This is a genomic window from Microbacterium flavum, assembly GCF_018717645.1.
GTDB lineage: Bacteria > Actinomycetota > Actinomycetes > Actinomycetales > Microbacteriaceae > Microbacterium > Microbacterium flavum.
Map to the genome: position 1 here is coordinate 312,737 of NZ_JAFLHG010000002.1, position 26,252 is coordinate 338,988.

Here is a 26,252-nt window from a genome sequence, read left to right on the forward strand (position 1 = left end):
CGCACCGACACCACCGGCGGGACGCGCCGCCGTCCACCTCCGAGCCCACGTCGGAGCCCGCGACGATAATGGAGGGGTGCCCACCTACCGCGACGAAGTCGTGGTCCTGCGTACCCACAAGCTCGGGGAGGCGGACCGCATCGTGACGATGCTCAGCCGTCGTCACGGCAAGGTGCGCGCCGTCGCGAAGGGCGTGCGGCGCACGTCGTCGCGCTTCGGGGCGCGCCTGGAGCCCTTCATGGTCGCCGACGTGCAGCTCTATCAGGGCCGTACGCTCGACATCGTGCAGCAGGCGGAATCGCTCGGCGCATACGGCGCGACGATCGTCTCCGACTACGACAGCTACACGGCCGCCCACGCGATGGTCGAGACCGCCGACCGGCTCGGCGAGGCCGAGGCCACCCCGCAGCAGTACCTGCTTCTCGTGGGGGGCCTGCGGACCCTCTCGCTGCGCAGCCATACGGCGCGGGCCGTGCTCGACTCGTATCTCCTCCGCGCGATGGCGCTCTCGGGATGGGCGCCCTCGCTCGAGGACTGCGCCCGGTGCGCCGCCCCCGGCCCGCACGACGGTTTCGTGGCCCAGCTCGGCGGGACGGTGTGCGCCGCGTGCGCACCCGTCGGGTCGGCACGGGTGCGGCCTGAGACGCGCGAGCTCCTGCAGGCGCTCATCGCGGGCGAGTGGGAGACGGTGGATGCCGCACCCGACGCCACCTCCGCGGCGGCGTCCGGTCTCGTGGCCGCCTACACCCAGTACCACCTGGAGCGCGGCATCCGCTCCCTGTCCCATGTGGAGACCCTCCGGTGACGCCCAAGCCCTATACCCACCGCGACGCCGTCCCGTACCGACCGCTGGACTGGACCGGCATCCGCCCGCCTGCCTTCCCGAAGGGGAGCGTCCCCGGTCACGTGGCGATCGTCATGGACGGCAACGGGAGGTGGGCGAATCGACGCGGGCTGACGCGCGTCGAAGGCCACCGCGCGGGGGAGGAGGTCCTCCTCGACGTCGTCGCCGGCGCGATCCAGGCGGGGGTGCGCCACCTGAGCGTGTACGCCTTCTCGACCGAGAACTGGACGCGCTCGCCCGACGAGGTGCGCTTCCTCATGGGGTACAACCGTGATGTCCTGCACCGCCGTCGCGACCAGCTCAACGAATGGGGGGTGCGCATCCGCTGGGCCGGGCGGAAGCCCCGGCTCTGGGGATCGGTCATCACCGAGCTGCAGTACGCCGAGGAGCTCACGCGACGCAACGACACCCTCACCCTCACGATGTGCATCAACTACGGCGGCCGGCACGAGATCATCGACGCGATGCGCGCTCTCGGCACCGAGATCGCCGCAGGCCGGATGAAGCCCTCCGCGATCACCGAGAAGACCCTCCGGCGCCACCTGTACGTTCCCGACATGCCCGACGTCGACCTGTTCCTGCGATCGAGCGGCGAGCAGCGCACGTCCAACTTCCTCCTCTGGGAGTCGGCGTACGCGGAGATGGTCTTCCTCGACACGCTCTGGCCGGACTTCTCCCGCACGGACCTCTGGCATGCGATCGAGCTGTACCTCAGCCGGAGCCGCCGCTTCGGCGGGGCCGTGGACGCCCCGACCGCCTGACCCCTCGAGGTCGTCCGACCCGCCAGAGGCGGCGCGGCTCGAGTGGTCATGCCCCGGCGGGAATAGACGGCGCGCGCCGTCGTTCTCCTCTGGTGTGACGGACAAGATCAGAATCGACGTGTGGAGCGATATCGCCTGCCCGTGGTGCTACATCGGCAAGCGCAACCTCGAGACCGGTCTGCGGGTCGCCGCCGATGACGAGGACGCCCCTCAGGTGGAGATCACCTATCACTCGTTCGAACTCTCTCCCGACACCCCGGTCGACTTCGACGGTGACGAGCTGGACTTCCTCTCCGGACACAAGGGGATGCCACGCGAGAAGGTGGAGGAGATGCTGGGCAACGTCACTCGGGTCGCCGCCGACGCGGGGCTGGACTACCGCTTCGACCTCCTCCAGCACACGAACACCGTCAAAGCCCATGAGCTCCTGCACTTCGCGAAGGCGGAGGGTGCGCAGCACGCGATGGAGGAGCGCCTCATGGCCGCCTACTTCACCGAGGGTCGGCACGTCGGCCGCGTCGATGACCTGGTCGAGCTGGCGGTGGAGGTCGGGCTCGACGGCGACGCCGTCCGTGAGGCGCTCGAGTCGGAGCGCCACCTCCCCGACGTCCGCGCCGACCAGGCGCAGGCGCAGGCGTACGGCATCCAGGGTGTGCCGTTCTTCGTGATCGACGGCACGTACGGGGTCAGCGGTGCGCAGCCGCCTGAGGCGTTCGCTCAGATCGCGCGGCAGGTGTGGGCCGAGAAGACCGCCTGAGCGGTCACCGCACCAGACGGATCAGGCGGGGAGGCTCGCCTCGATCGCCGCGATGACCTCCGGGGCGTCGGGCTTCGTCTGCGGGCGGAAGCGGTGGACGGCGCCGCCGGGCGTCACGAGGAACTTCTCGAAATTCCACATGACCGGGCCCTTCGCGCCTTCCGCGTTGCGCGCCTTCTTCAGGGCTTTGTAGAGAGGCGCGGCGTTCGAGCCGTTCACCTTCACCTTCTGCGCGATGGGGAAGGTCACGCCGTAGGTCGTCGCGCAGTACTCGAGGATCTCGTCCATCGAGCCCGGCTCCTGCCCCATGAACTGATTGCACGGGAACCCGATGACCTGAAGCCCGCGCTCGCCGTACGTCTTCTGAAGCTCTTCGAGCTGCTCGTACTGCGGCGTGAGGCCGCAGCGCGATGCCACGTTGACGATGAGGAGCGCCCGGTCGCCGAACTCCGACAGCGTCCGCTCGCCCCCGTCGGCGTCGGTGTAGGTGATGTCGCGGATGTCCACAGTCGTCGTCTCGGCCATACCGTCCACGATAGGCCTGCCGGGGGCGCCCGTGCGGGCTCGCGTCTGGGAGAATGGACAGGATGTCGACCGCCACCACCACCGCCGTCGCCCCGTTGCGCATCGGGCCGATCACGCTTGACGCGCCCGTCGTGCTCGCGCCCATGGCGGGCATCACGAACACGGCGTTCCGGCGCCTGTGCCGCGAGTACGGCGCGGGGCTGTACGTGAGCGAGATGATCACGACGCGCGCGCTCGTCGAGCGGAACGCGACGACGATGCGGCTCATCACGCACCACGAGTCGGAGACCCCCCGCTCCATCCAGCTCTACGGCGTCGATCCCGCCACCACAGAGGCGGCCGTGCGCCTGCTCGTCGAGGAGGATCGGGCCGATCACATCGACCTGAACTTCGGCTGCCCCGTGCCGAAGGTGACCCGCAAGGGGGGCGGAGCGGCCCTCCCGTGGAAGACCGAGCTGTTCCGGGAGATCGTCACGCGCGCGGCGCGCGCCGCCGGCGACGTTCCGCTCACGGTCAAGATGCGCAAGGGCATCGACTCCGACCACCTCACGTTCCTCGATGCGGGCCGGATCGCCGAGGACGCCGGGGTCGCCGCCGTGGCCCTCCACGCCCGCACCGCCGCCGAGTTCTACTCGGGTCAGGCGGACTGGAGCGCGATCGCGCAGCTGAAGCAGGCCGTGACGAGCATCCCGGTGCTGGGCAACGGCGACATCTGGTCGGCGGAGGACGCCGTGCGCATGATGGCCGAGACCGGGTGCGACGGCGTCGTGGTGGGCCGCGGGTGCCTCGGTCGGCCCTGGCTGTTCGGCGATCTCGCCGCGGCATTCGGCGCGCCGGGCATCCGGCCCGACGCCACGCTGGGCTATGTCGCCGCGGCGTTCCGCCGCCACGCGGAGCTCCTCGTCGAGTTCTTCGAGGACGAGGGCCGTGGATGCCGCGACATCCGCAAGCACGTCGCGTGGTACTTCAAGGGGTATCCGGTGGGCGGAGAGCTCCGGGCCGCGCTCGCGACCGCGTCCTCGCTCGCCGAGATCGACGAGCTCGTCGCGACGATGGATCTGGACGCGCCCTACCCGGGTGCGGCCGCCGAGGGCCAGCGCGGCCGAGCCGGAACCCCGAAGCGTCCGGCGCTCCCCGACGGCTGGCTGACGACGCGGGAGATGTCCGGAGAGGCATCCCGCACCCTCGCCGACGCCGAACTGGACACCAGTGGCGGGTGAGGGCGGCGGCCTCGGCGCGCTCCGCGGTCGCCCTGCCGGATACGACGACCACGACGCCGAGCGCTTCCTCGCCGAGACGCACCGCTCGCAGCGCGACAGTTTCGCCCGCGACCGTGCGCGGGTGCTGCACTCCGCGGCGCTGCGCCGTCTGGCCGCGAAGACGCAGGTCCTGAGCCCGGCCAGCCCCGCGGATTTCGCGCGGAATCGTCTCACGCACTCGCTCGAGGTCGCGCAGGTGGGCCGGGAGCTCGCCGTCGCACTCGAGCTCTCGCCCGACGTCGTGGACACGGCGTGCCTGAGCCATGACCTCGGGCATCCGCCGTTCGGCCACAATGGCGAGCGGGCCCTGAACGAGTGGGCCTCCGACATCGGCGGGTTCGAGGGAAACGCGCAGTCGTTGCGGATCCTGTCCCGGCTCGAGCCGAAGGTGCTCGACGCCGCCGGACGCTCGATCGGCCTCAACCTCACGCGGGCGAGTCTGGATGCAACGTGCAAGTATCCGTGGACGGTGGATCATGCCGTGCCCGATCCGGGCGGGCGCGACAAGTTCGGCGTGTACCCGGAGGACGAGGACCTCTTCCTGTGGATGCGGGAGGGCGCTCCGGGGCGTCTGCGCTGCATCGAGGCGGAGGTCATGGACCTCTCCGACGACATCGCCTACTCGGTGCACGACTTCGAGGACGCCGTCCTCAACGGGTATCTCGACCCCGCCCGCCTCGCCGACCCGCGCGAGCGGGAGGCGCTGCTCACGGCCATCCAGACCTGGGTCGGCTACGGCTTCGCGCGCGACGAGCTCGAGGACGCGCTGTACCGCCTCATGCGACTGCCGGAGTGGCTGTCCGGCTTCTCGGCCGGCCGCGCCGACGTCGCCCGGCTGAAGAACCTCACCTCCGACCTGATCGGGCGCTTCGCGCGGGCGGCGACGACCGCGACGCGGGAGCACTACCCGGCGCCCAGCCTCGCCCGCTACCGCGGTCGCGTCGTCGTCCCGCGTGTGGTGGAGGCGGAGATGGCGGTGCTCAAGGGCATCATCGGCGCCTTCGTCGTCTCGATCGACGGCCGCAAGGGGCTCTACAAGGAGCAGCGCCGCGTTCTGAAACGACTCGCGACCGCGCTGTGGGAGCGCCCCGAGAATCTGGACCGCCAGCACAGCGAGGATTTCCGCGTCGCGGTGACGGATGAGGCGCGCAAGCGCGCCGTCGTCGACCAGGTCGCGAGCCTCACCGACCGCTTCGCGATCGAATGGCACGCCCGACTGATCGGCCCGGTGGATCTCCGGGAGCTCGGCCTGCGCTCGGGCGATGATCGCGCGACCGTGCACGCCGGGTTCGCCCTGCCCGAGCCGATTTCGGGCCTGTGGCCGGGGGAGAGCTCATGACCGCGGACGCGGGCCGCTGATGGCACGGATCGCGCAGGCCGACGTCGAAGAGGTCAAAGCGCGCACGAACATCGCCGACATCGTCGGGGAGCGCGTCGCGCTGAAATCGGCGGGCGTCGGGTCGCTCAAGGGGCTCTGCCCCTTCCACGACGAGCGCAGTCCCAGCTTCCACGTGCGCCCACAGGTCGGCTACTACCACTGCTTCGGCTGCGGAGAGTCGGGCGATGTCTACTCCTTCCTGCGGGCGATGGACCACCTGTCCTTCACCGAGGCCGTCGAGCGCCTCGCCGCGCGCATCGGCTACACGCTGCACTACGAGGACGGGGGAGCGGCGCCTGAGACGAGCGGCCGCACGCGGCTCTATCAAGCGAACACCGCCGCCGCCGAGTGGTTCCGCGGGCAGCTCGCGACCGGCGAGGCGGATGCTGCGCGCCGCTTCCTCGGGGAGCGCGGTTTCGATGCCGGCGCCGCCGCGCATTTCGGGGTCGGTTATGCCCCGAAGGGATGGAACGGCGCTCGCGATGCGCTGCATGCGCAGGGATTCACGGACGAGGAGCTGCTGGCGGCCGGCATCCTCTCGCAGGGACAGCGCGGCGTCTACGACCGGTTCCGCGGACGGGTGATCTGGCCCATCCGGGACATCACCGGTCAGACGATCGGCTTCGGCGCGCGACGCCTGTACGAGGACGACCAGGGCCCGAAGTACCTGAACACCCCCGAGACGCCGATCTACAAGAAGGCGCAGGTGCTCTACGGCCTGGACCTCGCGAAGAAGGAGGTCTCCCGCTCGCACCGTGTCGTCGTCGTCGAGGGGTACACCGACGTGATGGCGTGCCATCTCGCCGGCGTGACCAGCGCGATCGCCACCTGCGGGACGGCGTTCGGCTCGGAGCACATGCGCGTCGTCGGTCGTATCGTCGGCACGGATGCCTCGGGTGAGGTCGTGTTCACCTTCGACCCCGACGCCGCCGGGCAGAAGGCCGCAGTCCGGGCGTTCGCCGAGGCGCGCACCTCCACGCTGCAGAGCTATGTCGCCGTCGGCCCGGAGGGCCTCGACCCGTGCGACCTCCGGCTGAACCGCGGCGACGGCGCGGTCCGCGCGATGATCGACACCAAGTCTCCGCTGTTCGAGTTCGTCATCGATCAGCGGATCGCCGGCCACGACCTCGCCTCGGTCGAGGGGCGGGTGGCCGCCTTGGGCTCCGCCGCGCCGATCGTGGCGGAGATCAAGGACAGCGGCATCCGCGGCAGGTACGAGCACGTCCTCGCGCGCCGGCTCGGCGAGGACCTGCGCGACGTGCACCGGGCGGTCCTGCGAGCCGCGCGGCGCGAGTCCGAGGGGTCGGAGCGCCCCGATGCGCGCGGGCCCGCGGCCCCGGCATCCGGGGCGGCCGCGATGACGACGGACCAGCCTGCGACGATCGCCCGGGCGACGATCGCCTCGCTGCCGCGGACGTCGGACGCGGCGCTGGAACGCGACGCGCTGATGGGCATCCTGCAGTACGGTCACCTCGTCGAGGCGGCGGAGATCGACGCCGCCCTGGCGATCCCGATGACCGTGCCCGCTCTCGACGTCGTGCGGCAGTCGATCCTCGCTCAGCCCGACCGCACGCGGATCGGGTGGGCCGTCGCCGCCGCCGAGTCCGTCCGAGAACCGCTGCGCTCGCTCGCCGTGGAACTCCTGACGGCGAGCTTCCCCGCTCTGACCGAACTCGAGGCTCAGCTGTCCACCCGCTCGCTCGCCCGGACCCTCCGTATCCGCGCGATCGACCGGGAGAAGGTGGCGCTGCTCGGCGCGATCCAGCGTGTCCCCGCAGAGTCCGAGGAGGGACGCGCCGTCCGACTGAGTCTCCGCGATCTCGATGCGCGTCGGAGGGGTCTGACCGAGGGGTCATGACCGCGCGGCGGCGGCCGCGGTGGCGCCGCACGGGTGAACGAGGCAGGATGATCGCATGCACCGACGCCTCCCGTCCGACATCGCCGTGCAGTGCGACGACCTGTCCGTCGCCCGCGGCGGGGTGCGGGTCGCGGAGGGGATCTCCTTCCGTCTCGCCCCCGGCGGGGCCTTCGCCCTCATGGGTCCCACCGGCTCGGGGAAGTCGAGTCTGGCCGCGGTGATCGCCGGTGACGCCGACCCCTCCCTGTCGATCGTCGGCGGCGTCGGGTTCGTGGACGGCATCCCGATGCGCAAGGGCGGCCGCCCGCTGCGTGTCCGCTCGTATCTGACCGGATATCTCGCCCAGGGGGCGGGCGCAGCCCTCGCCGCGCGGCTGACCGTCGCGGAGCTGATCGGCGAACCCGTCACGTCGCGAGACCGCCGGGTCAACCAGCGCGCGCTGTCGTACCGGATCGCGGGACTCCTCGACGAGCTGCAGCTGCCGCTCGGATCAGCCTCGAAGTACCCCTACGAGCTGAGTTCGGGGATGCGGCAGCGCGTCGCGCTGGCTCGAGCGCTCGTGCTGGAGCCCCGGGTCTTCGTGGGCGACGACCCCTACGCGAACCTCGACCCCGAGGTGCGCGTGGCCTCACGGGATGCGCTTCTGCGCCGCCGCGATGAGGAGCGCATGGCCATCGTCGTCGTCACCAACGACGCGCAGACCGTCCGAGAGCTCGACGCCGATGTGCTCGTGCTGCGCGGCGGGCACCCGGTCGGCTACGGCCACGGGACGGGCGATGTGTTGTGGACCCCGGACGAGGAGACCCGCCTGGTCTCCTAGCGCCCTCGCGTCGCGAGCACCCCTTCGGCTTTGCTAATATGGACGGGTTGCCTGCTCGCAGGTGACTGATCCTCGGTAGCTCAATTGGCAGAGCAGCCGGCTGTTAACCGGCAGGTTCTTGGTTCGAGTCCAAGCCGGGGAGCGAACGCCTCAGGGCTCCACCCCTGGGGCGTTCTCCTTTTCCCTGGGCACTCCCGCGTCCTGCGCCGGCCAGAGCGCCACCATCGCTCCGAACACGACCGCGAAGGCCGCCGTCACCGTGAGGATGCCCGCCTCGCCGGCGTCCAGGCCCTGCGCGACCGCGGCCGCCGCCGCGGTCACGGCGATCGTCCCGAGGCTCGCGAGGACAGGCATCCGGATGCCCACCCGCACGCTCCGGTCCACCCGCGCCCAGGGCCTTCCCATCGACAGCAGCGTGGCGCACGTGTGCCAGCCGAGCAGGGCGACCGCCACCGGAACGAGGGCGAGTGTCGGCAGGGCCGCCGCGGCGGCCTGGAGGATCAGCAGGGCTGCCGTGAGGAGCGGCACGACCGTGCGGGGAAGAGCGACTCCGGTGGCGACCGCCACGACGCCCATCGAGGTCCAGAAGCTCGCACCGGCGTGCAGGGTGATGCCGCCCTGCGCCGCCAGCCCGCAGGCCGCGAGCGCGAGGCGCAGCATCCAGTGCGCGGCGGGGCGCCGCCGTACGCGTTCGATGAGGGCGATCAGCAACTCGGTCACGGCGCTCATCCCGGCATCCTTCCGCTGCGGGCCGTCGGGCGCTGCGCGGCGAGCGCCGCCGCGAGTGCGCCGACGCCCCCGACCCCGCGCCAGGGCACGACGGGTATGCCGGCGTCACGAAGCCGCGCGACCTCGGGAGCGCGCTGCAGCCGGCGGAGCGCCCACGCCTCTTCCCAGAGTGCGGTCCCGGAGGTTCCGAGAGCCGCCTGCAGGGCCCGGGGCCGGTCGAGGGTGCCGCGCTCGATCCGGCCGAGCCGTGCGGGCAGGGTGTCGACGACGAGGACGGCGGCGCCGCGCCGCACCAGCGCGGAGATCTCGCCCCGCACCTGCTCGTCGAGAAGAGGTGAGCAGACGACGGCGAACGTCCCCGGGCGCAGGCGCCGCACGGGTCGGAGCGCCCTCTGGACCCGGTCGTCGCGCCGGACGCCTCCGAACCGTGCGGCGAGCACGGCGAACTGGCGGATGCCGGCGCGCGGGGGGAGATCCGCGACGAGGCCGCCGAGGTCGTGCACGGCGACGCGGTCGCCGAGGCGCAGATAGTGCTCGGCCAGGGATGCCGCGGCCACGACCGTCGCATCGAGGCTCGAGGCGAACTCTCCCGGCATCTGCGCGGAGGTCGCGTCGGTGAGGGTGTCGAGGACGATGAGGACGTCGGTGTCGCGGTCGGCCGTGGTCGCGTTGGTATGCGGGCTGCCCGTCCGCGCGGTGACCCGCCAGTTGATACGCGTGAGGCGGTCGCCCGGCACGTACACGCGGATGTCGGCCAGGGCGCTGCCGTCGCCGGCGCGCCGGGAGTGATGGATGCCGGCGACGCCGATCGGGTGCGGGATCGCATCGCCCCGCCCGGGGACCGTCGCCGTCGGCGCCACATCCACGACGCCGAGCGGCACGCGCACCTCTGTCTGCCACAAGCCCCGCGGATCGGATGCGACCACGATGGCCTCGCCCAGATCGAAACGCCCCCAGCGCCGCGGCCTTGCTTTGACGGTGGTCGCGTCGACGCCGCACGTCGCGCCCCACATCGGATCGAGCTCGACGTCCGCCGCCGGAGCCAGCGAGAGATCGACGACCGCACCGGCGGCCTCACCCGAGCGGGAGGCGCCGTCACGGCCTGCCCGAGCGGTGACGGCGACCGCCTCTCCCGCCGCAAGAGCACGCGCCGACACGGTGACCGACGGCGGCGGTTCCGTCGCGCGCGGTCGCCCGAGCACCCCGACCACGCACCACACCACGAACGGTGCCGCGAGGACGACGAGCTCGGGTCGGCCCGTCACGAGGGCGAGGAGGGCTGTGCCCGCAGCGAGCAGAACGGCGCGCACGAACGATGGTGTCGGGCGGTGCACCGCGGGGCTCATGCGCGGTCCGGACGGTACTCGACCGGCACCGGAACGCGCTCGAGGGCCGCGCCCACCACCTGCTCGCCGGATCGCCCGCTCAGCCACAGCTCGGGCCGGATGGTGATGCGGTGCGCCAGCGCGGCGGAGGCCAGCGCCTTGATGTCATCGGGGGAGACGAATCCGCGCCCATCGATCAGTGCGCGAGCGCGAGCACAGGTCACGAGGGCGAGGCTGCCGCGCGGCGAGGCGCCCACGAGCACCGCGGAATCGCTCCGGGTCGCCGCCGTCACCTCCACGGCGTAGCGGCCGACGGCGGGGTGGACGTAGACGTCCTCGGCCGCCTGCTGCACCGCGAGCACTGCGCGCGCGTCGAGCACCCGCCCGACTTCGATGTCGTCGGCGCGGCGCGCGATGCGCCGCTCGACGATCTCCCACTCCTGCGCCGCGTCGGGGTAGCCGAACCGCAGCCGCAGCAGGAAGCGGTCGAGCTGGGCCTCGGGCAGGGGGTACGTGCCCTCCGTCTCGACGGGGTTCGCCGTGGCCATCACATGGAACGGGCGCGGCAGCGCGTGCGTGCGCCCCTCGACGGTGACCTGGTGCTCCTGCATCGCCTCCAGCAGCGCCGCCTGGGTCTTCGGCGGGGTGCGGTTGATCTCGTCGGCCAGGAGGAAGCCCGCGAACACCGGCCCCGCGCGGAAGGAGAACTCGCCGCGGGACTGGTCGTAGATGTAGCTGCCGGTGAGATCGGCCGGCAGCTGGTCGGGAGTGAACTGGGCGCGCCGGAAGTCGAGGCCCAGCGCGTGCGCGAAGCTGCGGGCCGCGAGCGTCTTGCCGAGCCCCGGGAAGTCCTCGATCAGCACGTGGCCGCCCGCGACGATCGCGGTCAGCACCAGCTCGAGCGCCTCCCGTTTGCCGACGATGGCTCGTTCGACCTCGTCCAGCACGCTCCGGCAGGCCGCGCCCGCCTCGGTCAGGGACATGCGGGCGTTCTCCTCGTGCGTCGTCACAGGTCGACCAGCTCTCTCAGGATCGTGCGCAATCGTGCGCGGGTGAGGGTGTGCGGCGGCGCACTCAGGTAGGTGTGAACGGCGGGTGCGGCGCTCGGGTCGACTCCCCGATCGCGGACGATGTCCGCGATCGTCGCGTGCAGGGCGGCGAGGTCGTCCGGCCGCCCCTGCCGGGCTCCGCGGATTCTGCTCTCCAGCAGACGCGCCCCGCGTTCGACGCCCGACGGCCACGCCTCGTCGGGCGTGCGGGGCTCCGATACGCCTTCGCCCGGATCGCTGGGCACCACGTGGCGGAACATCCACCAGATCACCCCGACCAGGCCGCCGCCGAGAGTCCAGACGAGCAGAGGTGCGCCGAAGCCCATCAGCAGAGCGGCGGTCCAGGCCAGTGCGCCGAGTACGGCGCCGCACAGGAGGGCGACGAGAGGAGAATCCCGAGTCCACCCCCTCATGGCGCGTCCGTCCCGGCATCCGACCGGGCGACAGCCGGCGGGACTCGACCCCCCGGGCGCGCGAGCGCGGCGTCCAGCTCCGCAAGGTCGGCACGCGCCTGCACCACGGCGCCGGCAGGGAGGGGGGCGGCGGCGAACAGCGCCTGCGTGTACAGCCGGGAGAGGCGCGCGGCGGGAGCGGCCGGAGCGTCGAGGCGGGAGAGGATGCCGATGACGTACTCCGATGCGGTCTGGCTCGCCTCGCGGGGGATCCCCGCCTCGCCGCCGAGCGACTCGACCGACTCCCAGCAGCGGATCACCGCGCGGTTCGCGTCGTCCTCGAGCGCGATCTGCTCCCTCGCCCGGCGGAACGCGTCCTGGACCGCTCCGGCATCGACCACCGGTGCGGTCACCACCTCGTCGATGCGCGCCGGCGCCGTCCGCGCAGCGAACGCGCGCGCCACGCGCACGACGATCAGGATGACGGCGGCGAGTGCCGCGAGGGCGAGGAGCGTGCCCAGGATGCTCTGCACGTCTTCCGGCACCTGTACGTTCCGGCGCGGCGGCTGGATCAGCGTCGGGGCCGGGAATCCGGAGGCGGTCGGAAGGATCACCGACCGGCCGCGCTGGTCGGCGACCGGGCCTGGCGCGGACGTGATGAGCGTCGGCGGCGCGAAGGCGCTCGCGAAAGCCAGCCCGATGCAGACCGCGACGGCGACCAGACCCGCGGCGCGGGTGCGGCGGCGCACGGGTCTTGTCATCGGGTCAGGGTCAGGCGTCGATGTCGTCGATGCCCGGCGTCCACGCTGCGCCCGGCCGACCCCAGCCGCGCTTGCGGGCGATCTTCTGCACGGTCTTCCAATCGCCGTCGTCGAGACGGTCGAGGTACAGGATGCCGTCGAGGTGATCGAACTCGTGCTGCATGATGCGCGCACGCCATCCGTCGACCTCGATCCGCACGGCCTCCCCGTCGAGGTCGGTCCCCGTCACGGTGACGCGCTCGGACCGGCGCAGGGGGAATCGTTCCCCCGGGAAGGACAAGCATCCCTCGGCCTCCTCGTCGGGGTCCGGGGCTCCCGGCTCGAGCGGCACCATCCACAGCTCCGGGTTGATGATCACGCCGCGCCACGGCGTTCCGTCGTCATCCGGGTAGGTGTAGGTGTAGATGCGCAGGCCCACGCCCACCTGGGGTGCGGCGAGACCGACGCCGGGAGCGGCATCCATCGTCTCGAACATATCCGCGACGAGGCGACGCACGTCGTCGGTGATCTGCTCGACGGGAGCGGCGGGGGCGTGCAGGACGGGATCGCCCATGATGCGAATCGGGAGAACAGCCACGCCTTGAGCCTATCGAGCGCACCCGGCGGTTAGTGTCGAGTGATGGATGCCGCACCCTCCCTGGACGACGTCGCCGACCAGCTCGTCGGTGTCTTCGCGGACCCCGGGATCCTCATCGGCATCCCGCTGGCTCTCCTGGGCGCGATCTTCATGTCCTTCGGCGCCCAGTACCAGCACCGCGGCGTGCAGAAGGTCGAACGGCTCACGCGCACCGACGGGGGAGCGGGCCTCACCGGCGGGCAGATGTGGAACCTCCTGCGGCGTCCTTCGTGGGTCGCCGGCACGGTCATGCTGGGTCTCGCGATCGTGTGCCAGCTCGCCGCGCTCTCGTTCGCGCCGCTTATCCTCGTGCAGCCGCTGGGGGCCGTCTCCCTCGTCATCACCACGCTCCTGAATGCCCGCATCAGTGGGCACAAGCCCACCCGCCGTTCGATCATGGCGATCGCACTGTGCATCACGGGCATCCTCATCTTCGTCACGATCGCCGCGCTCTACGCGACGGAGACGCCGATCAGCAACGGGCAGCTCATCACCGTCCTGATCATCCTCGCCGTCGTGATCGTCGTCCTGGGCGGCACGTGGGTGTGGCTGCGCAGCCGCGTGTCCGCGCTGTTCTACATCCTCGCCGCCGGGATGATCTACGGTTTCGTCGCCACGCTCGCGAAGGTCGTCATCAACCGCGTCCAGAACGGGAACTTCGACTGGCTGACCATCGTCTGCATCGTCGCTCTGGTGGCGGCGACGGCGTCGGGCGCCTACTTCGTGCAGACCGCCTACGCGTCAGGCCCCCCGGACCTGGTGATCGCCGGACTCACCGTCGTGGACCCGATCGTCGCGATCATCATCGGTCTCGCCGTGCTGCACGAGGCGGACGGCGCCCCGTTCGGCGCGTACATCGGCTTCGTCGTCGCCGGGGCGCTCGCCGTGGTCGGCGTGTTCCTGCTGGCGCGCTACCACCCGGAGGTCGTCAGCAACAGCCAGGAGGTCCCGATTCCTCGAGGCAGTGACGGGGGTCGACGCACCCCGGGCGAGGCGCGGACGAACTCCGAGAAGCTGACGGATGCCGTGGCGAAGGTCTGGCCGGAGCCGCCCGTCCGCGACCCGGACGACCCTCGCCCGACGCCGAGACCCTGACCCGGGCGCGGGCGCCGCTCGGCCAGGCGCCCTCGCCATCGCTAGAATCGGTGAGCCGGCCCTGCCGGCGCGGGGCGGTGGCCAAGCTGGTTAAGGCAGCGGGCTCATAACCCGACGATTCGTGGGTTCAAGTCCCACCCGCCCTACCGCGACCGCTTCGCCGTGCCGCGAATCACACGGTTGTGATTGCGGGCCGCGATCGGTCATAATGGGCCCATAACCGCATAGTTCCGCCAGTAGTTCCGCCGGTTGTTTCCATCAGGTCGTAGGGGAAGACGTACCTGAAGAAACGGAGAAACCGATGGCGTCTGTGGCGACCACACTGGCGCGCGGAGTGATCTACATCCACTCCGCGCCGCGAGCGCTGTGCCCCCATCTCGAGTGGGCGGTGGGGCGTGCCCTCGGGCGCGCCGTGAACTTCGACTGGGCCGATCAGCCGGTGCTCGCCGGCAGCAGGCGCGCGGAGTTCTACTGGGAGGGCCCGGCGGGGACGGGCGCGGCGCTGGCGACAGCCATCCGCGGCTGGGAGCACCTGCGTTTCGAAGTCAGCGAGGATCCCTCGCCGCGCAGCGACGGTGGACGGTGGATGCACACCCCTGACCTCGGCATCCACTTCGCGCAGACCGACACCGCGGGCAACGTGGTCATCGGCGAGGACCGCATCCGGTACGCGATGGAGATCGCGGCGGGCGACATGATCGAACTCCAGCGCGAGCTCGATGTGGCGCTCGGGGCTGCCTGGGACGAGGAGCTCGAGACCTTCCGTCACGCCAGCGACGATGCGCCGGTCGTCTGGCTGCACAAGGTGGGCTGACGGCCGACAGGCTCGGAGTCCCACCGGCTCCAGAACCGCACAACTTCACAGACCAGGCGGCGCTCATGCGCCCGTACCCGCCTCGGACGGCTTCCCGGGGACGGGGATCGCGTATCCGTCGCCTCACCCGAGAAGGGCCCCTCCGTCCACTCCCTGCAGCTGTCAGGGGTGGGGGAGGGGCCCTTTCACGTGGCCTCGGGGCGCCGGTCAGGCGGACGCGAAGGCGACGACGGCGTTGTGCCCGCCGAAGCCGAACGAGTTGCTGATCGCGAGCTGGTCGCCGGCACCGAGCGGCGTCGGCTCGCCCGACAGCAGGAACGGCACGGCCGGGTCCTGTTCGGTGATGTTGATCGTCGGGGGCGCGACGCGGTCGCGGAGCGCCTGGACCGTGAAGATCGCCTCGAGGGCGCCGGTCCCGCCGAGGAGGTGTCCGGTGGATGCCTTCGTCGCCGAGACCGGGATCTCGTCGAGACGGTCGCCGAAGACGCTGTGCAGCGCGACGTACTCATTGGGGTCGCCGACGGGCGTCGAGGTCGCGTGGGCGTTGATGTGGGTGACGTCGTCGGGCGATGCACCGGCCATCTCCAGCGCGAGTCGCACGGCGCGGGAGGCGCCCGCGCCGGAGGGGTCGTTCGCGGTGATGTGGTACGAGTCCGCCGTCACCCCGCCCCCGGCGAGCACGGCGTAGATCTTCGCGCCGCGGGCGCGCGCGTGCTCCTCGGTCTCGAGGATGAGGACCCCGGCCCCTTCTCCCATGACGAAGCCGTCACGGTCGATGCTCGCCGGCCGCGAGGCGGTCTCGGGGGAGTCGTTCCGCTTGGAGAGCGCCTGCATCGAGGAGAAGGAGGCGATCGTCACGGGGTGGATCACCGACTCCGTGCCGCCGGCGATGACGACGTCGGCGAGCCCGTCGCGCAGGTGCTCGATCGCGTTGACGAGCGCTTCCGTGCTGGAGGCGCAGGCGCTCGCGACGGTCCGGGCGTACGCACGCGCGCCGAAATGCAGGGACAGGTTCCCCGCGGCGGCGTTCGGCATGAGCATCGGGACCGTCATCGGCAGCACTCGACGGGGGCCCTTCTCGCGAAGAGTGTCCCAGGCATCCAGCAGCGTCCAGAGGCCGCCGATGCCGGTGGCGAAGTCGACGCCGAGTCGCTCTGGATCGACCTCCGGACTGCCCGCGTCCGCCCAGGCCTCCTGCGCCGCGACCAGAGCGAACTGGCTCGAGGGGTCGAGCCGCTTGGCGATCGGACGCTCGAGCACGGTGTCGGGGCGCACCGCCGCCTGCGCGGCGAACGTGACGGGGAGGTTGTACTGCTCGACCCAGTCGTATTCGAGGGTGCGCGTGCCGGACGCGCCGTCCAGGAGGGCCGACCAGCTGTCGGGTGCCGTGCCTCCGATGGGGCTGGACGCGCCGATGCCGGTGACGACGATGCGGGAAGTGCTCATGGGTGTCCTCGATGCTCCGGTGGGGGCGATGCCCCCACCGGGGTGCGGGTCGGCGCGGCCGGGTCAGGCCTGGTTGGTGGTGATGAAGGTGACGGCGTCGCCGACGGTCTTGAGGTTCTTGACCTCTTCGTCGGGGATCGTCACGCCGAACTTCTCCTCGGCGTTGACCACGATCGTCATCATCGAGATGGAGTCGATGTCCAGGTCGTCGGTGAACGACTTCTCGAGCGCGACCTCGTCGGCCGAGATGCCGGTCTCGTCGGTGATGAGCTCGGCAAGCCCGGCGAGGACCTCGTCGTTGCTGAATGCCATGGGTTTCTCCTTGTTTACTCGGTGTGGTGTCACGGACGGGGCGTCCCCGTCCGGGTCGGGATCAGTCTAGGTGTGAGGCCGCGCGCGTCACGGGAGGACGACGACCTGGGCGCCGAACACGAGACCGGCGCCGAAGCCGATCTGCAGCGCGAGTCCGCCGCTGAGCTCCGGATGCTCCTCGAGCAGGCGGTGCGTCGCGAGGGGGATGGATGCCGCGGAGGTGTTGCCGGTGGTCTCGATGTCCCGGCCGATGATGACGCTCTCGGGCAGCTTCAGCTGCTTCGCGAACTCGTCGATGATCCGCATGTTGGCCTGGTGCGGGACGAACGCGGCGAGGTCGGATGCCTCGACGCCGGCCTCCTCGAGTGCCTGGCGTGCGACCTTCACCATCTCCCAGACGGCCCAGCGGAACACGGTCGGGCCCTCCTGGCGCAGGGTCGGCCACGGGGCGACGCCGTCGCGGAACTCGACGAGCGTGTGATTCATGCCCACGGCGTCCGCCTTCGAGCCGTCCGAGCCCCACACGGTCGGTCCGATGCCGGGGTAGTCGCTCGGTCCGATGACGACCGCGCCCGCGCCGTCCCCGAGGAGGAAGGAGATGGAGCGGTCGGTGGGGTCCACGACGTCGCTGAGCTTCTCCGCGCCCACCACGACGGCGTAATGGGCGGCGCCGCCGCGGATGAGCGCGTCGGCCTGCGCGACGGCGTACGCGAAGCCGGCGCACGCCGCGTTCACGTCGTAGGCGGCCGCGGGGTTCGCACCGACGCGGTCGGCGACGATCGCCGAGACCGAGGGCGTCTGCTTCGGGTTGGAGATGGTCGCGACGATCACCGCGTCGATCTGCGACGGGTCGACGCCCGAGCGCGCGATCGCCTCGGCAGCGGCATCCGTGGACAGCTCGATGGCGGTCGTCCCGGCGTTCGCGCGCGTGCGCGTCACGATGCCCGTGCGCTGGCGGATCCACTCGTCGCTGGAGTCGATCGGCCCGACCAGGTCGTCGTTCGGGACGGCGTTCTCGCCCCGCGCGGCGCCGTAGGCGTAGATGCGGGTGTGCGCCGGACCGGTGGGCTGGGTGATCGTGCGGATCGCGGGCTGTGAGGTGTTCACGCGCCGTCTCCTGTCAGCAGGGCGGCCGCGGCCGCGAGATCGTCGGGCGTCTTGACCGCGACGGTGGGGATGCCGCGCAGCGCGCGCTTGGCCAGACCGGTGAGCGTGCCGGCGGGGGACAGTTCGATGATCCCCGTCACTCCGTGTGCGGCGAAGGACTCCATGCAGAGGTCCCAGCGGACGGGGGAGGCGACCTGAGCGACGAGCAGGTCGAGCGCGGTGCGGCCGTCCGCCACGATGCTCCCGTCGCGGTTGGTCCACAGCGTGCGGCGGGGGTCCGACACCGTCACGTCCGCGGCGGCGGCGCGGAGCGTCTCGACGGCGGGGGCCATGTAGCCGGTGTGGAAGGCGCCGGCCACCTGCAGCGGGATGACCCGCGTCCCGGCCACGGGGCTCTCCGCGAGCGCGGCAAGGGCGGGCAGCGCGCCGGCAGCGACGATCTGACCGCCGCCGTTGTGGTTGGCGGGGGTGAGGTCGAGCTCGGCGAGCCGCGCGAGGACAGCGTCACGATCACCGCCGATCACGGCGCTCATCCCGGTCTTCTCCGCGGCGGCGGCTTCGGCCATCGCCCGTCCTCGGATGCCGACGAGGCGCATGCCGTCGACCTCGGAGAGGACCTCGGCGGCGACCAGCGCCGCGACCTCACCGACGGAGTGGCCGGCGACACCGGCGGGAGCGGCGCCGGCGGCATCCGCCAGCGCCGCGGAGGAGAGGAGGCTCGCGGCGACGATGAGGGGCTGGGCGACCTGCGTGTCGCGGATGCGGTCGGCATCCCACTCGGTGCCGGCGGCGACGAGGTCGACCTGGGCGTCCTCCGCGTACTGCGCGAGCCGCTCGCGGGCGCCGTCGAGCTCGAGCCACGGCGAGAGGAACCCGGGGGTCTGGGAGCCCTGGCCGGGGAAGACGGTGATGATCACTGCTCTATCCTGTCAAGATCTGGGCGGGAGTGCTGGAAGTGTTGTCACAAGAAACGCCGGATGGCTTGTGTCCACCCGACAACGGTCTGCGCGCCCGGACGCGCCGGACGCACGGTGCTCACGCCCCGCGTCGTACCGAACGGCGCCGAGTGACCTCGGTGCCGATCGACCCGATGATGAGGGCGGTCTGGAGGATGAGGGCCTCGCGCGGGCCCGTGGCATCCCATCCGATGACATCCGACACGCGCTTGAGTCGGTACCGCACCGTGTTCGGATGGACGAACAGCTCGCGCGCGGTGGCTTCGAGGGAGCGTCCGTTGTCGAGATAGCTCCACAGCGTCGTCACGAGGTCGGACGAATGCGCCTGCAGCGGCCGGTAGATGCGCTCGACGAGCGTCGCCTTCGCAGCCGAGTCTCCTGCCAGCGCCCGCTCGGGGAGGAGGTCGTCCGCCTCCACGGGGCGGGGGGCGTTCCGCCAGGCGCCGGCGACGGCGAAGCCGGCCAGCGCGGCGCGAGCGCTCTGCCCGGCGTCGACCAGTGCCGGGACCGTCGGGCCGAGGACGAGATGCCCGCTGCCGAAACCGGGCTCGAGCCGCTTGGCGATCTCGGTGAACGGCAGCTCCACGCCGCCCTCTCCGGCGGTCGGGGCATCGGCGCGGCCGATCACCAGGACGAGCCGCGAGCCCTGGACGCCGATGAGGACGTCGACGCCCATCTTGCGGGCGATCCGACGCAGCTGGTCGACATCCACCTGGACCGGGGTCGTCCCGACCAGGACGGCCACCTCGCCGTGGCCATGCCAGCCGAGGGCGGCGATGCGGCTCGGAAGCTCCTCGTCGGCCTCCCCGGTGAGGATCGAGTCGACGACGAGCGCCTCCAGTCGCGCGTCCCACAGGCCCCGAGCCTCGGCGGCGCGTGCGTACACGTCGGCGGACGCGAAGGCAACTTCGCGCGAGAACAGCAAGATGCTCTCGCGCAGGTCCTCCGCGCGCCCCGCGACCCGTTCCTCGGTGACGGCGACCGTCACCCGGATCAGCTGCAGCGTCTGGGTCAGGCTGACGCTGCGCAGGAGCTCCCGTGGGGCGGCGGCGAAGATGTCCGCCGCGATCCACGGGGTCGACCCGGGGTCGTCGTACCACTGGATGAACGAGGCGATGCCCGCCTGCGCGACGAGTCCGACGGCGGAGCGTCGCGCAGGCGGCATGTCCGCGTACCACGGCAGCGAGTCCTCGAGACGTCCCATCGTGGCCGTCGCGAGGTCCCCGGAGATCCGCCGCAGCCAGGCGAGGGTCTCCGCCTTCTCCTGCGGTGTGGGACGTGCGGGCATCGAGCCGATCAGCTCTCTCCGCCGGCGTTGCCGCTCGTCCCCGCCGTCACGTCGTACAGGCGGTACTTCTCGATGGCCTGCGCCGACAGCGAGCGATCGAGCGCACCCTCGTCGGCGAGCGCCTGCAGGGCGCGCACCACGATCGAGGGACCGTCGATCTTGAAGAACCGGCGGGCCGCGGCGCGGGTGTCCGAGAAGCCGAAACCGTCGGCGCCGAGCGTGGCGAAGCGTGCCGGCACCCAGGGGCGGATCTGGTCCTGCACGGCGTGCATGTAGTCGCTGACCGCGATGACCGGACCGGCGCTGCCTTGGAGCTTCTCGGTCAGGTACGCCGTGCGCGGCTCATCCATCGGGTGCAGGAAGTTGTGCTCGTCGGCCGCGAGGCCGTCGCGTCGCAGCTCGGTCCAGCTCGTGACGGACCAGACATCGGCGCTCACGCCCCAGTCCTCGGCCAGCAGCTGCTGGGCCTCCAGGGCCCACGGCACGCCGACGCCCGAGGCGAGCAGCTGGGCGCGGTGGCCCTCGCCGCCGCCCTCCGAGATGCGGTGGATGCCGCGGACGATTCCCTCGACATCCACGCCCTCCGGCTCGGCCGGCTGCACGATCGGCTCGTTGTAGAGCGTGATGTAGTACATGACGTCCGGGTCGGGGTGGTTGCCCCCGTACATCCGGTCGATGCCCGTGCGCACGATGTGCGCGATCTCGTAGCCGTAGGCGGGGTCGTACGAGACGGTCGCCGGGTTCGTGGATGCGAGCAGATGCGAGTGGCCGTCGGCGTGCTGCAGGCCCTCACCGGTCAGGGTGGTGCGACCGGCGGTGGCGCCCATGATGAACCCGCGCGCCATCTGGTCCCCGGCGGCCCACTGGGCGTCGCCGGTCCGCTGGAAGCCAAACATCGAGTAGAAGATGTACACCGGGATCAGCGGCTCGCCGTGCGTCGCGTACGACGTCCCGGTTCCGGTGAACGCGGCCATCGCGCCGGCCTCGTTGATGCCGACGTGCATGATCTGACCCTGCGGGCTCTCCTTGTAGGCGAGCAGCAGCTCCCGGTCGACCGAGGTGTAGTTCTGGCCGTTGGGGTTGTAGATCTTCGCGGTCGGGAAGAACGCGTCGAGGCCGAACGTGCGGGCCTCGTCGGGGATGATCGGCACGATCCGGTTGCCGAAGCCCTTGGCGCGCAGGAGGTCCTTGAGCAGACGGACGAACGCCATGGTCGTCGCGATCTCCTGGGTGCCCGAGCCCTTCTTCGGCAGCGCGTAGGCGTTGTCGTCGGGCAGGGTGATCGGCACGTGGTGCGTGCGGCGCTCCGGGAGGAAGCCCTGGAGCGACCGGCGCTTCTCGACCATGTACTGGATGGTGTCGTTCTCGAGCCCCGGGTTGTAGTACGGCGGCAGGTAGGGGTTCTCCTCGAGCTGCGCGTCGCTGATCGGGATGCGCATCGAGTCGCGGAAGTGCTTGAGGTCCTCGAGGGTCATCTTCTTCATCTGGTGGGTCGCGTTGCGTCCCTCGAAGTGGTGCCCGAGCCCGTACCCCTTGATGGTCTTGGCGAGGATGACCGTCGGCTGGCCCTTGTGCTCGGTGGCGGCCTTGTAGGCGGCGTAGAGCTTCTGGTAGTCCAGACCGCCGCGGCGGAGCTTGCCCCAGATGTCCTCGTCGGACCAGTCCTTGACCATCGCCGCGGTGCGCTCGTCGCGACCGAAGAAGTGGTCGCGGATGAAGGTGCCGTCCTCGGCGCGGTAGGTCTGGAAGTCGCCGTCCGGCGTCGTGTTCATGAGGCGCACGAGGGCGCCGTCGGTGTCGACCTCGAGCAGCTCGTCCCAGCCGCGACCCCAGACGACCTTGATGACGTTCCATCCCGCACCGCGGAAGAAGGCCTCCAGCTCCTGGATGATCTTGCCGTTGCCGCGCACCGGGCCGTCGAGGCGCTGCAGGTTGCAGTTGACGACGAAGGTCAGGTTGTCCAGACCCTCGTTCGCCGCGACCTGGAGCTGACCGCGCGACTCCACCTCGTCCATCTCGCCGTCGCCGAGGAAGGCCCAGACGTGCGAGTCGCCGACATCCTTGATGCCGCGGTTGGTGAGGTACTTGTTGGTCATCGCCTGGTAGATGGCGTTGATCGGGCCGAGGCCCATCGACACCGTCGGGAACTGCCAGTAGTGCGGCATGAGGCGGGGGTGCGGGTAGGACGGGATGGCGTCGGGCGCCTTCGACTTCTCCTGGCGGAAACCGTCGAGCTGCTCCTCGCTCAGTCGTCCTTCGAGGAACGACCGGGCGTAGATCCCCGGGGAGGCGTGACCCTGGATGAAGATCTGGTCGCCGCCGGAGGGGGCGTCCAGGCCCCGGAAGAAGTGGTTGAAGCCGACTTCGTAGAGCGAGGCGGAGGACGCGTACGTCGAGATGTGACCGCCGACGCCGATGCCGGGGCGCTGCGCGCGGTGGACCGTGATGGCGGCGTTCCAGCGGATCCAGCGGCGGTAGCGACGCTCGAGCTCCTCGTCGCCGGGGAACTCCGGCTCGTTCTCGGGCGCGATCGTGTTGATGTAGTCCGTGACCGGCACCTGGGGGACATTCAGCTGCAGCTCACGCGACTTGTTGAGCAGGCTCAGCATGATCTCGCGGCCGCGACCCGCGCCCTTGGCATCGACGAGCTGCTGGAGCGACTCCGCCCACTCGCCGGTCTCTTCGGGGTCGCTGTCCTGCGGGCCCTGCGAATACGGATCCTGATCGTTGACAGTCACGGGAGACCTTTCTTCGTCTGGCGGATCGTGCCAGTGATGCGGGATGGGACGCGTGCGGCTTTGTGGCGCGACGACAACGCATCCTGGATCAGCCTAGTCACAATCGCGCGGGTGGCGGATGCCGACGGGGCAGGATCGCGCGATGCCAGACTGGCGTGATGCCCCACGTCGCCGCACTGTTCCGCTACCCGATCAAAGGGTTCACGCCGGAGGCGCTCCGAAGCCTCGTCGTGCAGGGCGACGGTCGCGTCCGCGGCGACCGCGTGCTCGCCTTCCGCTTCGCCGACGCCGTGACCCCCGAGGTGCGCGACGGCCTGGAGTCCTGGCCGAAGGCGCAGGGCCTGGCGCTGCAGGACTTCCCCTCGCTCGCGCGGCTCGCCGTCTCCTACGACGACGAGGTCCGGCGGGTGTCCGTGCGTCTGGGGGGCGAGGTCCTCGTCGAGGCGGGAGTGGATGCGGCGGGGCGGAGCGCCCTCGTCGATGCGGTCACCGCGTTCGTCCGCACGACGTCGGACGCGGCGCGCCTCGACCGCGCCGGACGCCTGCCCCTCGTCCTCGTGGGCGATGGGGTGACAGCGCGGTTCCAGGACCGCGCGCGCGGCTTCGTCTCGCTGCACGGGCGTGCCAGCGTGGCCGCGCTGGATGCCGCGCTGCCGGCATCCGTCGATGACCGCCGCTTCCGCTCGAACATCGTCATCGACGGGATCGAGGCCTGGGCCGAGCATGGATGGAGCGGCACGGTGCGGATCGGCGACCTCGCGTTCGCGCCGCAGGGCGTCATCGTCCGATGCCTCGCGACCCACGCCGATCCCGACAGCGGCATCCGGGATGCGCCCGTGCTCACCACACTCACCCGCGGCTTCGGACAGGCCCAGCCCACTCTCGGCCGCCTCCTCCTGCCGGTGGGCGACGGCGCGGGGGCGGGTGGGACGATCCACGTGGGCGACGAGGTGCGCGTCGACGCACACTGAGCGGGTGGGCCCTGCCGGGATCGAACCGACGACATCCACGGTGTAAACGTGGCGCTCTACCAGCTGAGCTAAAGGCCCTGACGCGTCCAGTCTACGAGTCGCGCCCCACCACCTTCGGCTCTGCGGGGTTGAGATACGGGTCCCCGTCCTTGCCGAGCCGCGAGTGGCGGTGTGAGTAGGTGAAGTAGATGACGAACCCGATCACCAGCCAGACGAGGAAGCGCAGCCAGGTCTCGACCGTCAGGTTGAGCATGAGGTAGGTGCACACGAGGGCCGAGAGGATCGGCAGGACGGGGCTCCACGGCACGCGGAAGCCCCGCTTCAGATCCGGCCGCTTGCGACGGAGCACGACGACGCCGACAGACACCAGCACGAAGGCGGAGAGGGTGCCGATGTTCACCATCTCCTCCAGGACCCCGACCGGGGTGAGCCCGGCGACCAGCGCCACGATGACCGTCACGATGATCGAGATGATCCACGGGGTGCGGCGGGTCGGGTGGACCTTCGCGAGACCCGCGGGCAGCAGGTGGTCGCGGGACATGGCGAAGATGATGCGCGTCGCCCCGATGAGGAGGGTCAGGACGACCGTCGTGAGGCCCGCCACCGCGCCGGCCGAGATCACCGTCGCCATCCAGGCCTGCCCGTGATAGGTGAACGCGTTGGCGAGCGCGGCCGCCGGGTCGAGCTCGTCGTACGAGACCATCCCCGTGACGACGAGGGCCACGGCGCAGTACAGGAGCGTGCAGATGGCGAGCGAGGCGATGATGCCGATCGGCATGTCGCGCTGCGGGTTCTTCGTCTCCTCCGCGGTCGTGGCCACGACGTCGAACCCGATGTAGGCGAAGAACACCAGGGCGGCACCGGCGAAGATGCCGCCGACGCCGAAGGCCATCGGCTCCCCGCCGGAGAGGAACTGCAGCAGGGGCTGCGTGAGCCCGGTCGCGCTCTCGCGCGGTGCGGCGTCCGGCACGAAGGGGGAGTAGTTGGCCGGATTGACGAACATGATCCCCGCGACGATGACGAACAGGACGATGAAGAGCTTCACCCCGACGAGGACGAGGTTGACCCGCATCGACTCGCGGATGCCGTAGGTCATGAGCGCGCCCAGCACGAGGACGAGGACGATCGCCATCACGTCGACCGTGCCGCCGTAGCCGATCACCGCGGGGATCGGAGCCCCCAGCTGGTCCAGGAGCACGCCGAGGTAGGCGCTCCAGCCCTGCGCGACGACGGATGCCCCCAGGAACATCTCGAGGATGAGGTCCCACCCGATGATCCACGCGAACAGCTCGCCGAGAGAGGCGTACGAGAAGGTGTACGCAGAGCCGGACACCGGAACGGTCGAGGCGAACTCGGCGTAGCACATGGCAGCGAGCGCACAGGCGATCGCCGCGACGATGAAGCTCACGACGATGGCGGGCCCCGCGACCTCGTGCGCCGCGCGGCCGGTGAGGGTGAAGATGCCCGCGCCGATGACGACTCCGACGCCGAAGACCGTGAGGTCGAGGGCCGACAGCGACTTCTTGAGTTGGAACTCCGGTTCCTCCGTATCGGCGATCGACCGCTCCACCGACTTCGTGCGCATCACGCTCATGTCGTGCTCCTTTTCCGTGCCGGATCGCCCCAGCCGTCAGGGACGACATGCTAGCGCCCGCGCGCCGCTGCGCGGGAGGGACTATCCGTCGCGACGCGCGATAGGTTGGAGAGGTGAAAGCCCGCCCCGCCGACCAGCTGCTCCTGATCGACCTCGCCCGTCTCGACGGAACGATCCGAGCGACGGATGAGGCACGACGCAATCCCACCCAGAGCGCGCGGGTCTCCGAGCTCCTCGGCACGCGTCAGGCGGAGTCGGCGGTGCTCACCGGTCTCCTCGGCGACCGGGACGATGCGCGCGCCGAGCTCGACCGACTCGAATCCGATGTCGCGGTCGTCGACGCGCGCGTCGCGCGAGACACCGAGCGTCTCGCGTCCACGAGCAACGTGAAGGAAGCGCAGGGGCTCGAACACGAGCTCGCCTCCCTCGCCAAGCGCAAGAGCGACCTCGAAGACGCCGAGCTGACGATCATGGAGAGGCTCGAAGCGGCCGACGCCTCCGTGGCTGCTCAAGAGGCGGCCATCGCCGAGATCAACGCCGAAGGCGCGCGCGTGAGCGCGGAGGGGAAGGCCGCCGTCGCTGCAGCCACCGCCGCGTGGGAGTCGGCCTCCCGCGATCGGGGCGCGCTCGCCGCCCGCGTGCCCGCAGATCTTCTGGCGTTCTACGAGCGGCTCGCCGCGCGGGGCGTGGGGGCCGGGGCACTCCGCCGCCGCACGTGCGAGGCGTGTCACATGGTCCTCTCCGGCACCGACCTGCAGGCGCTGCGTCGGGTGGCCGACGATGACGTCGTCACCTGTCCGGAATGCGGCGCGATCCTCGTCCGCACCGACGAGTCCGGTCTGTGATCCGACAGCGGT

At 71.1% G+C, this 26,252-nt stretch carries 25 protein-coding genes and 3 tRNA genes; 13 read left to right on the plus strand and 15 right to left on the minus strand.

What is annotated here, in order from left to right; all coding sequences use genetic code 11:
- The first annotated feature begins 76 nt into the window (after positions 1-76).
- The 3 genes from recO to J0P97_RS03495 all read left to right on the plus strand — a co-directional run bounded on the left by recO (position 77) and on the right by J0P97_RS03495 (position 2,362).
- Complete coding sequence (gene recO, locus J0P97_RS03485; RefSeq protein ID WP_215486381.1) at positions 77-805, plus strand: DNA repair protein RecO; 729 nt, start codon at positions 77-79, stop codon at positions 803-805.
- Positions 802-1,605 carry an isoprenyl transferase gene (locus J0P97_RS03490; RefSeq protein WP_215486382.1) on the plus strand — a complete coding sequence of 268 codons (804 nt, stop codon included), beginning with the start codon at positions 802-804 and terminating at the stop codon, positions 1,603-1,605. Before recO ends, J0P97_RS03490 begins: the two co-directional genes overlap by 4 nt.
- A 94-nt stretch (positions 1,606-1,699) precedes the next feature.
- Positions 1,700-2,362 (plus strand): DsbA family oxidoreductase, encoded by a 663-nt coding sequence (locus tag J0P97_RS03495; protein WP_215486383.1) that lies wholly within the window; start codon positions 1,700-1,702, stop codon positions 2,360-2,362.
- 21 nt (positions 2,363-2,383) lie between these two features.
- Here J0P97_RS03495 and J0P97_RS03500 read toward each other — a convergent pair whose 3' ends face one another.
- Entirely contained in the window at positions 2,384-2,887 is a 504-nt protein-coding gene (locus tag J0P97_RS03500) for a glutathione peroxidase (RefSeq protein WP_215486384.1), read from the minus strand.
- 62 nt (positions 2,888-2,949) lie between these two features.
- Between J0P97_RS03500 and dusB the strand changes: the two genes are divergently transcribed.
- The 5 genes from dusB to J0P97_RS03525 all read left to right on the plus strand — a co-directional run bounded on the left by dusB (position 2,950) and on the right by J0P97_RS03525 (position 8,344).
- Complete coding sequence (gene dusB / locus J0P97_RS03505; RefSeq protein ID WP_215486385.1) at positions 2,950-4,107, plus strand: tRNA dihydrouridine synthase DusB; 1,158 nt, start codon at positions 2,950-2,952, stop codon at positions 4,105-4,107.
- Positions 4,097-5,485, plus strand: coding sequence for a deoxyguanosinetriphosphate triphosphohydrolase (locus J0P97_RS03510; protein ID WP_215486386.1), 1,389 nt, complete (start codon positions 4,097-4,099; stop codon positions 5,483-5,485). The genes dusB and J0P97_RS03510 overlap by 11 nt, the downstream gene beginning before the upstream one ends.
- 19 nt (positions 5,486-5,504) lie before the next feature.
- Positions 5,505-7,382: a DNA primase gene (gene dnaG, locus J0P97_RS03515; protein WP_215486387.1), complete on the plus strand. Its 1,878-nt coding sequence runs from the start codon at positions 5,505-5,507 to the stop codon at positions 7,380-7,382.
- A gap of 55 nt (positions 7,383-7,437) precedes the next feature.
- On the plus strand, positions 7,438-8,202 hold the full coding sequence (locus J0P97_RS03520; protein ID WP_215486388.1) for an ATP-binding cassette domain-containing protein: 765 nt from the start codon (positions 7,438-7,440) through the stop codon (positions 8,200-8,202).
- 69 nt (positions 8,203-8,271) lie between these two features.
- Positions 8,272-8,344 (plus strand) — tRNA-Asn (locus J0P97_RS03525).
- Positions 8,345-8,352: 8 nt separating this feature from the next.
- Here J0P97_RS03525 and J0P97_RS03530 read toward each other — a convergent pair.
- Genes J0P97_RS03530 through def form a run of 6 tightly spaced genes read right to left on the minus strand, consistent with a single transcriptional unit; the run spans position 8,353 to position 13,035 of the window.
- Positions 8,353-8,931 carry a hypothetical protein gene (locus J0P97_RS03530; RefSeq protein WP_215486389.1) on the minus strand — a complete coding sequence of 193 codons (579 nt, stop codon included), beginning with the start codon at positions 8,929-8,931 and terminating at the stop codon, positions 8,353-8,355.
- The gene (locus J0P97_RS03535; protein WP_215486390.1) at positions 8,928-10,277 is read right to left on the minus strand and encodes a DUF58 domain-containing protein; all 1,350 of its coding nucleotides are present in this window, start codon (positions 10,275-10,277) and stop codon (positions 8,928-8,930) included. Before J0P97_RS03535 ends, J0P97_RS03530 begins: the two co-directional genes overlap by 4 nt.
- A complete protein-coding gene (locus tag J0P97_RS03540) occupies positions 10,274-11,239 on the minus strand; it encodes an AAA family ATPase (RefSeq protein ID WP_215486391.1) in 966 nt (321 codons plus the stop codon). The genes J0P97_RS03535 and J0P97_RS03540 overlap by 4 nt, the downstream gene beginning before the upstream one ends.
- A 23-nt stretch (positions 11,240-11,262) precedes the next feature.
- Entirely contained in the window at positions 11,263-11,718 is a 456-nt protein-coding gene (locus tag J0P97_RS03545) for a hypothetical protein (RefSeq protein WP_215486392.1), read from the minus strand.
- Positions 11,715-12,458, minus strand: coding sequence for a DUF4129 domain-containing protein (locus tag J0P97_RS03550; protein WP_215486393.1), 744 nt, complete (start codon positions 12,456-12,458; stop codon positions 11,715-11,717). Before J0P97_RS03550 ends, J0P97_RS03545 begins: the two co-directional genes overlap by 4 nt.
- Before the next feature lie 10 nt (positions 12,459-12,468).
- Positions 12,469-13,035: a peptide deformylase gene (def, locus tag J0P97_RS03555; protein WP_215486394.1), complete on the minus strand. Its 567-nt coding sequence runs from the start codon at positions 13,033-13,035 to the stop codon at positions 12,469-12,471.
- A gap of 42 nt (positions 13,036-13,077) precedes the next feature.
- On the opposite strand from def, the gene J0P97_RS03560 reads away from it, so the two are divergent.
- The 3 genes from J0P97_RS03560 (at position 13,078) to J0P97_RS03570 (ending at position 14,983) form a co-directional block, all read left to right on the plus strand.
- On the plus strand, positions 13,078-14,169 hold the full coding sequence (locus tag J0P97_RS03560) for a DMT family transporter (RefSeq protein ID WP_215486395.1): 1,092 nt from the start codon (positions 13,078-13,080) through the stop codon (positions 14,167-14,169).
- 71 nt (positions 14,170-14,240) lie between these two features.
- Positions 14,241-14,315: transfer RNA gene (locus J0P97_RS03565), tRNA-Ile, on the plus strand.
- Positions 14,316-14,470: 155 nt separating this feature from the next.
- Positions 14,471-14,983, plus strand: a complete 513-nt coding sequence (locus J0P97_RS03570) for a DUF3145 domain-containing protein (protein ID WP_215486396.1) — start codon at positions 14,471-14,473, stop codon at positions 14,981-14,983.
- A 207-nt stretch (positions 14,984-15,190) separates the two neighbouring features.
- On the opposite strand, the gene J0P97_RS03575 is transcribed toward J0P97_RS03570, so the two are convergent.
- The 6 genes from J0P97_RS03575 to aceE form a co-directional block, all read right to left on the minus strand.
- On the minus strand, positions 15,191-16,429 hold the full coding sequence (locus tag J0P97_RS03575; protein WP_215486397.1) for a beta-ketoacyl-[acyl-carrier-protein] synthase family protein: 1,239 nt from the start codon (positions 16,427-16,429) through the stop codon (positions 15,191-15,193).
- A 63-nt stretch (positions 16,430-16,492) separates the two neighbouring features.
- Positions 16,493-16,741, minus strand: a complete 249-nt coding sequence (locus J0P97_RS03580; protein ID WP_005049448.1) for an acyl carrier protein — start codon at positions 16,739-16,741, stop codon at positions 16,493-16,495.
- Positions 16,742-16,828: 87 nt separating this feature from the next.
- Positions 16,829-17,848 carry a beta-ketoacyl-ACP synthase III gene (locus J0P97_RS03585; protein ID WP_215486398.1) on the minus strand — a complete coding sequence of 340 codons (1,020 nt, stop codon included), beginning with the start codon at positions 17,846-17,848 and terminating at the stop codon, positions 16,829-16,831.
- A complete protein-coding gene (locus J0P97_RS03590) occupies positions 17,845-18,765 on the minus strand; it encodes an ACP S-malonyltransferase (protein ID WP_215486399.1) in 921 nt (306 codons plus the stop codon). Before J0P97_RS03590 ends, J0P97_RS03585 begins: the two co-directional genes overlap by 4 nt.
- A gap of 118 nt (positions 18,766-18,883) precedes the next feature.
- Positions 18,884-20,092, minus strand: a complete 1,209-nt coding sequence (locus J0P97_RS03595; RefSeq protein WP_215486400.1) for a PucR family transcriptional regulator — start codon at positions 20,090-20,092, stop codon at positions 18,884-18,886.
- Positions 20,093-20,100: 8 nt separating this feature from the next.
- Complete coding sequence (gene aceE / locus J0P97_RS03600; RefSeq protein ID WP_215486401.1) at positions 20,101-22,830, minus strand: pyruvate dehydrogenase (acetyl-transferring), homodimeric type; 2,730 nt, start codon at positions 22,828-22,830, stop codon at positions 20,101-20,103.
- A 158-nt stretch (positions 22,831-22,988) separates the two neighbouring features.
- Here aceE and J0P97_RS03605 point away from each other — a divergent pair, with 158 nt between their 5' ends.
- Entirely contained in the window at positions 22,989-23,801 is an 813-nt protein-coding gene (locus J0P97_RS03605; protein ID WP_215486402.1) for an MOSC domain-containing protein, read from the plus strand.
- Positions 23,802-23,806: 5 nt separating this feature from the next.
- On the opposite strand, the gene J0P97_RS03610 is transcribed toward J0P97_RS03605, so the two are convergent.
- Positions 23,807-23,879, minus strand: a tRNA-Val gene (locus J0P97_RS03610).
- A 13-nt stretch (positions 23,880-23,892) separates the two neighbouring features.
- Complete coding sequence (locus J0P97_RS03615) at positions 23,893-25,395, minus strand: amino acid permease (RefSeq protein ID WP_215486403.1); 1,503 nt, start codon at positions 25,393-25,395, stop codon at positions 23,893-23,895.
- A gap of 113 nt (positions 25,396-25,508) precedes the next feature.
- Here J0P97_RS03615 and J0P97_RS03620 point away from each other — a divergent pair, with 113 nt between their 5' ends.
- On the plus strand, positions 25,509-26,240 hold the full coding sequence (locus tag J0P97_RS03620) for a zinc ribbon domain-containing protein (protein ID WP_215486404.1): 732 nt from the start codon (positions 25,509-25,511) through the stop codon (positions 26,238-26,240).
- The last annotated feature ends 12 nt before the right edge of the window (positions 26,241-26,252 follow it).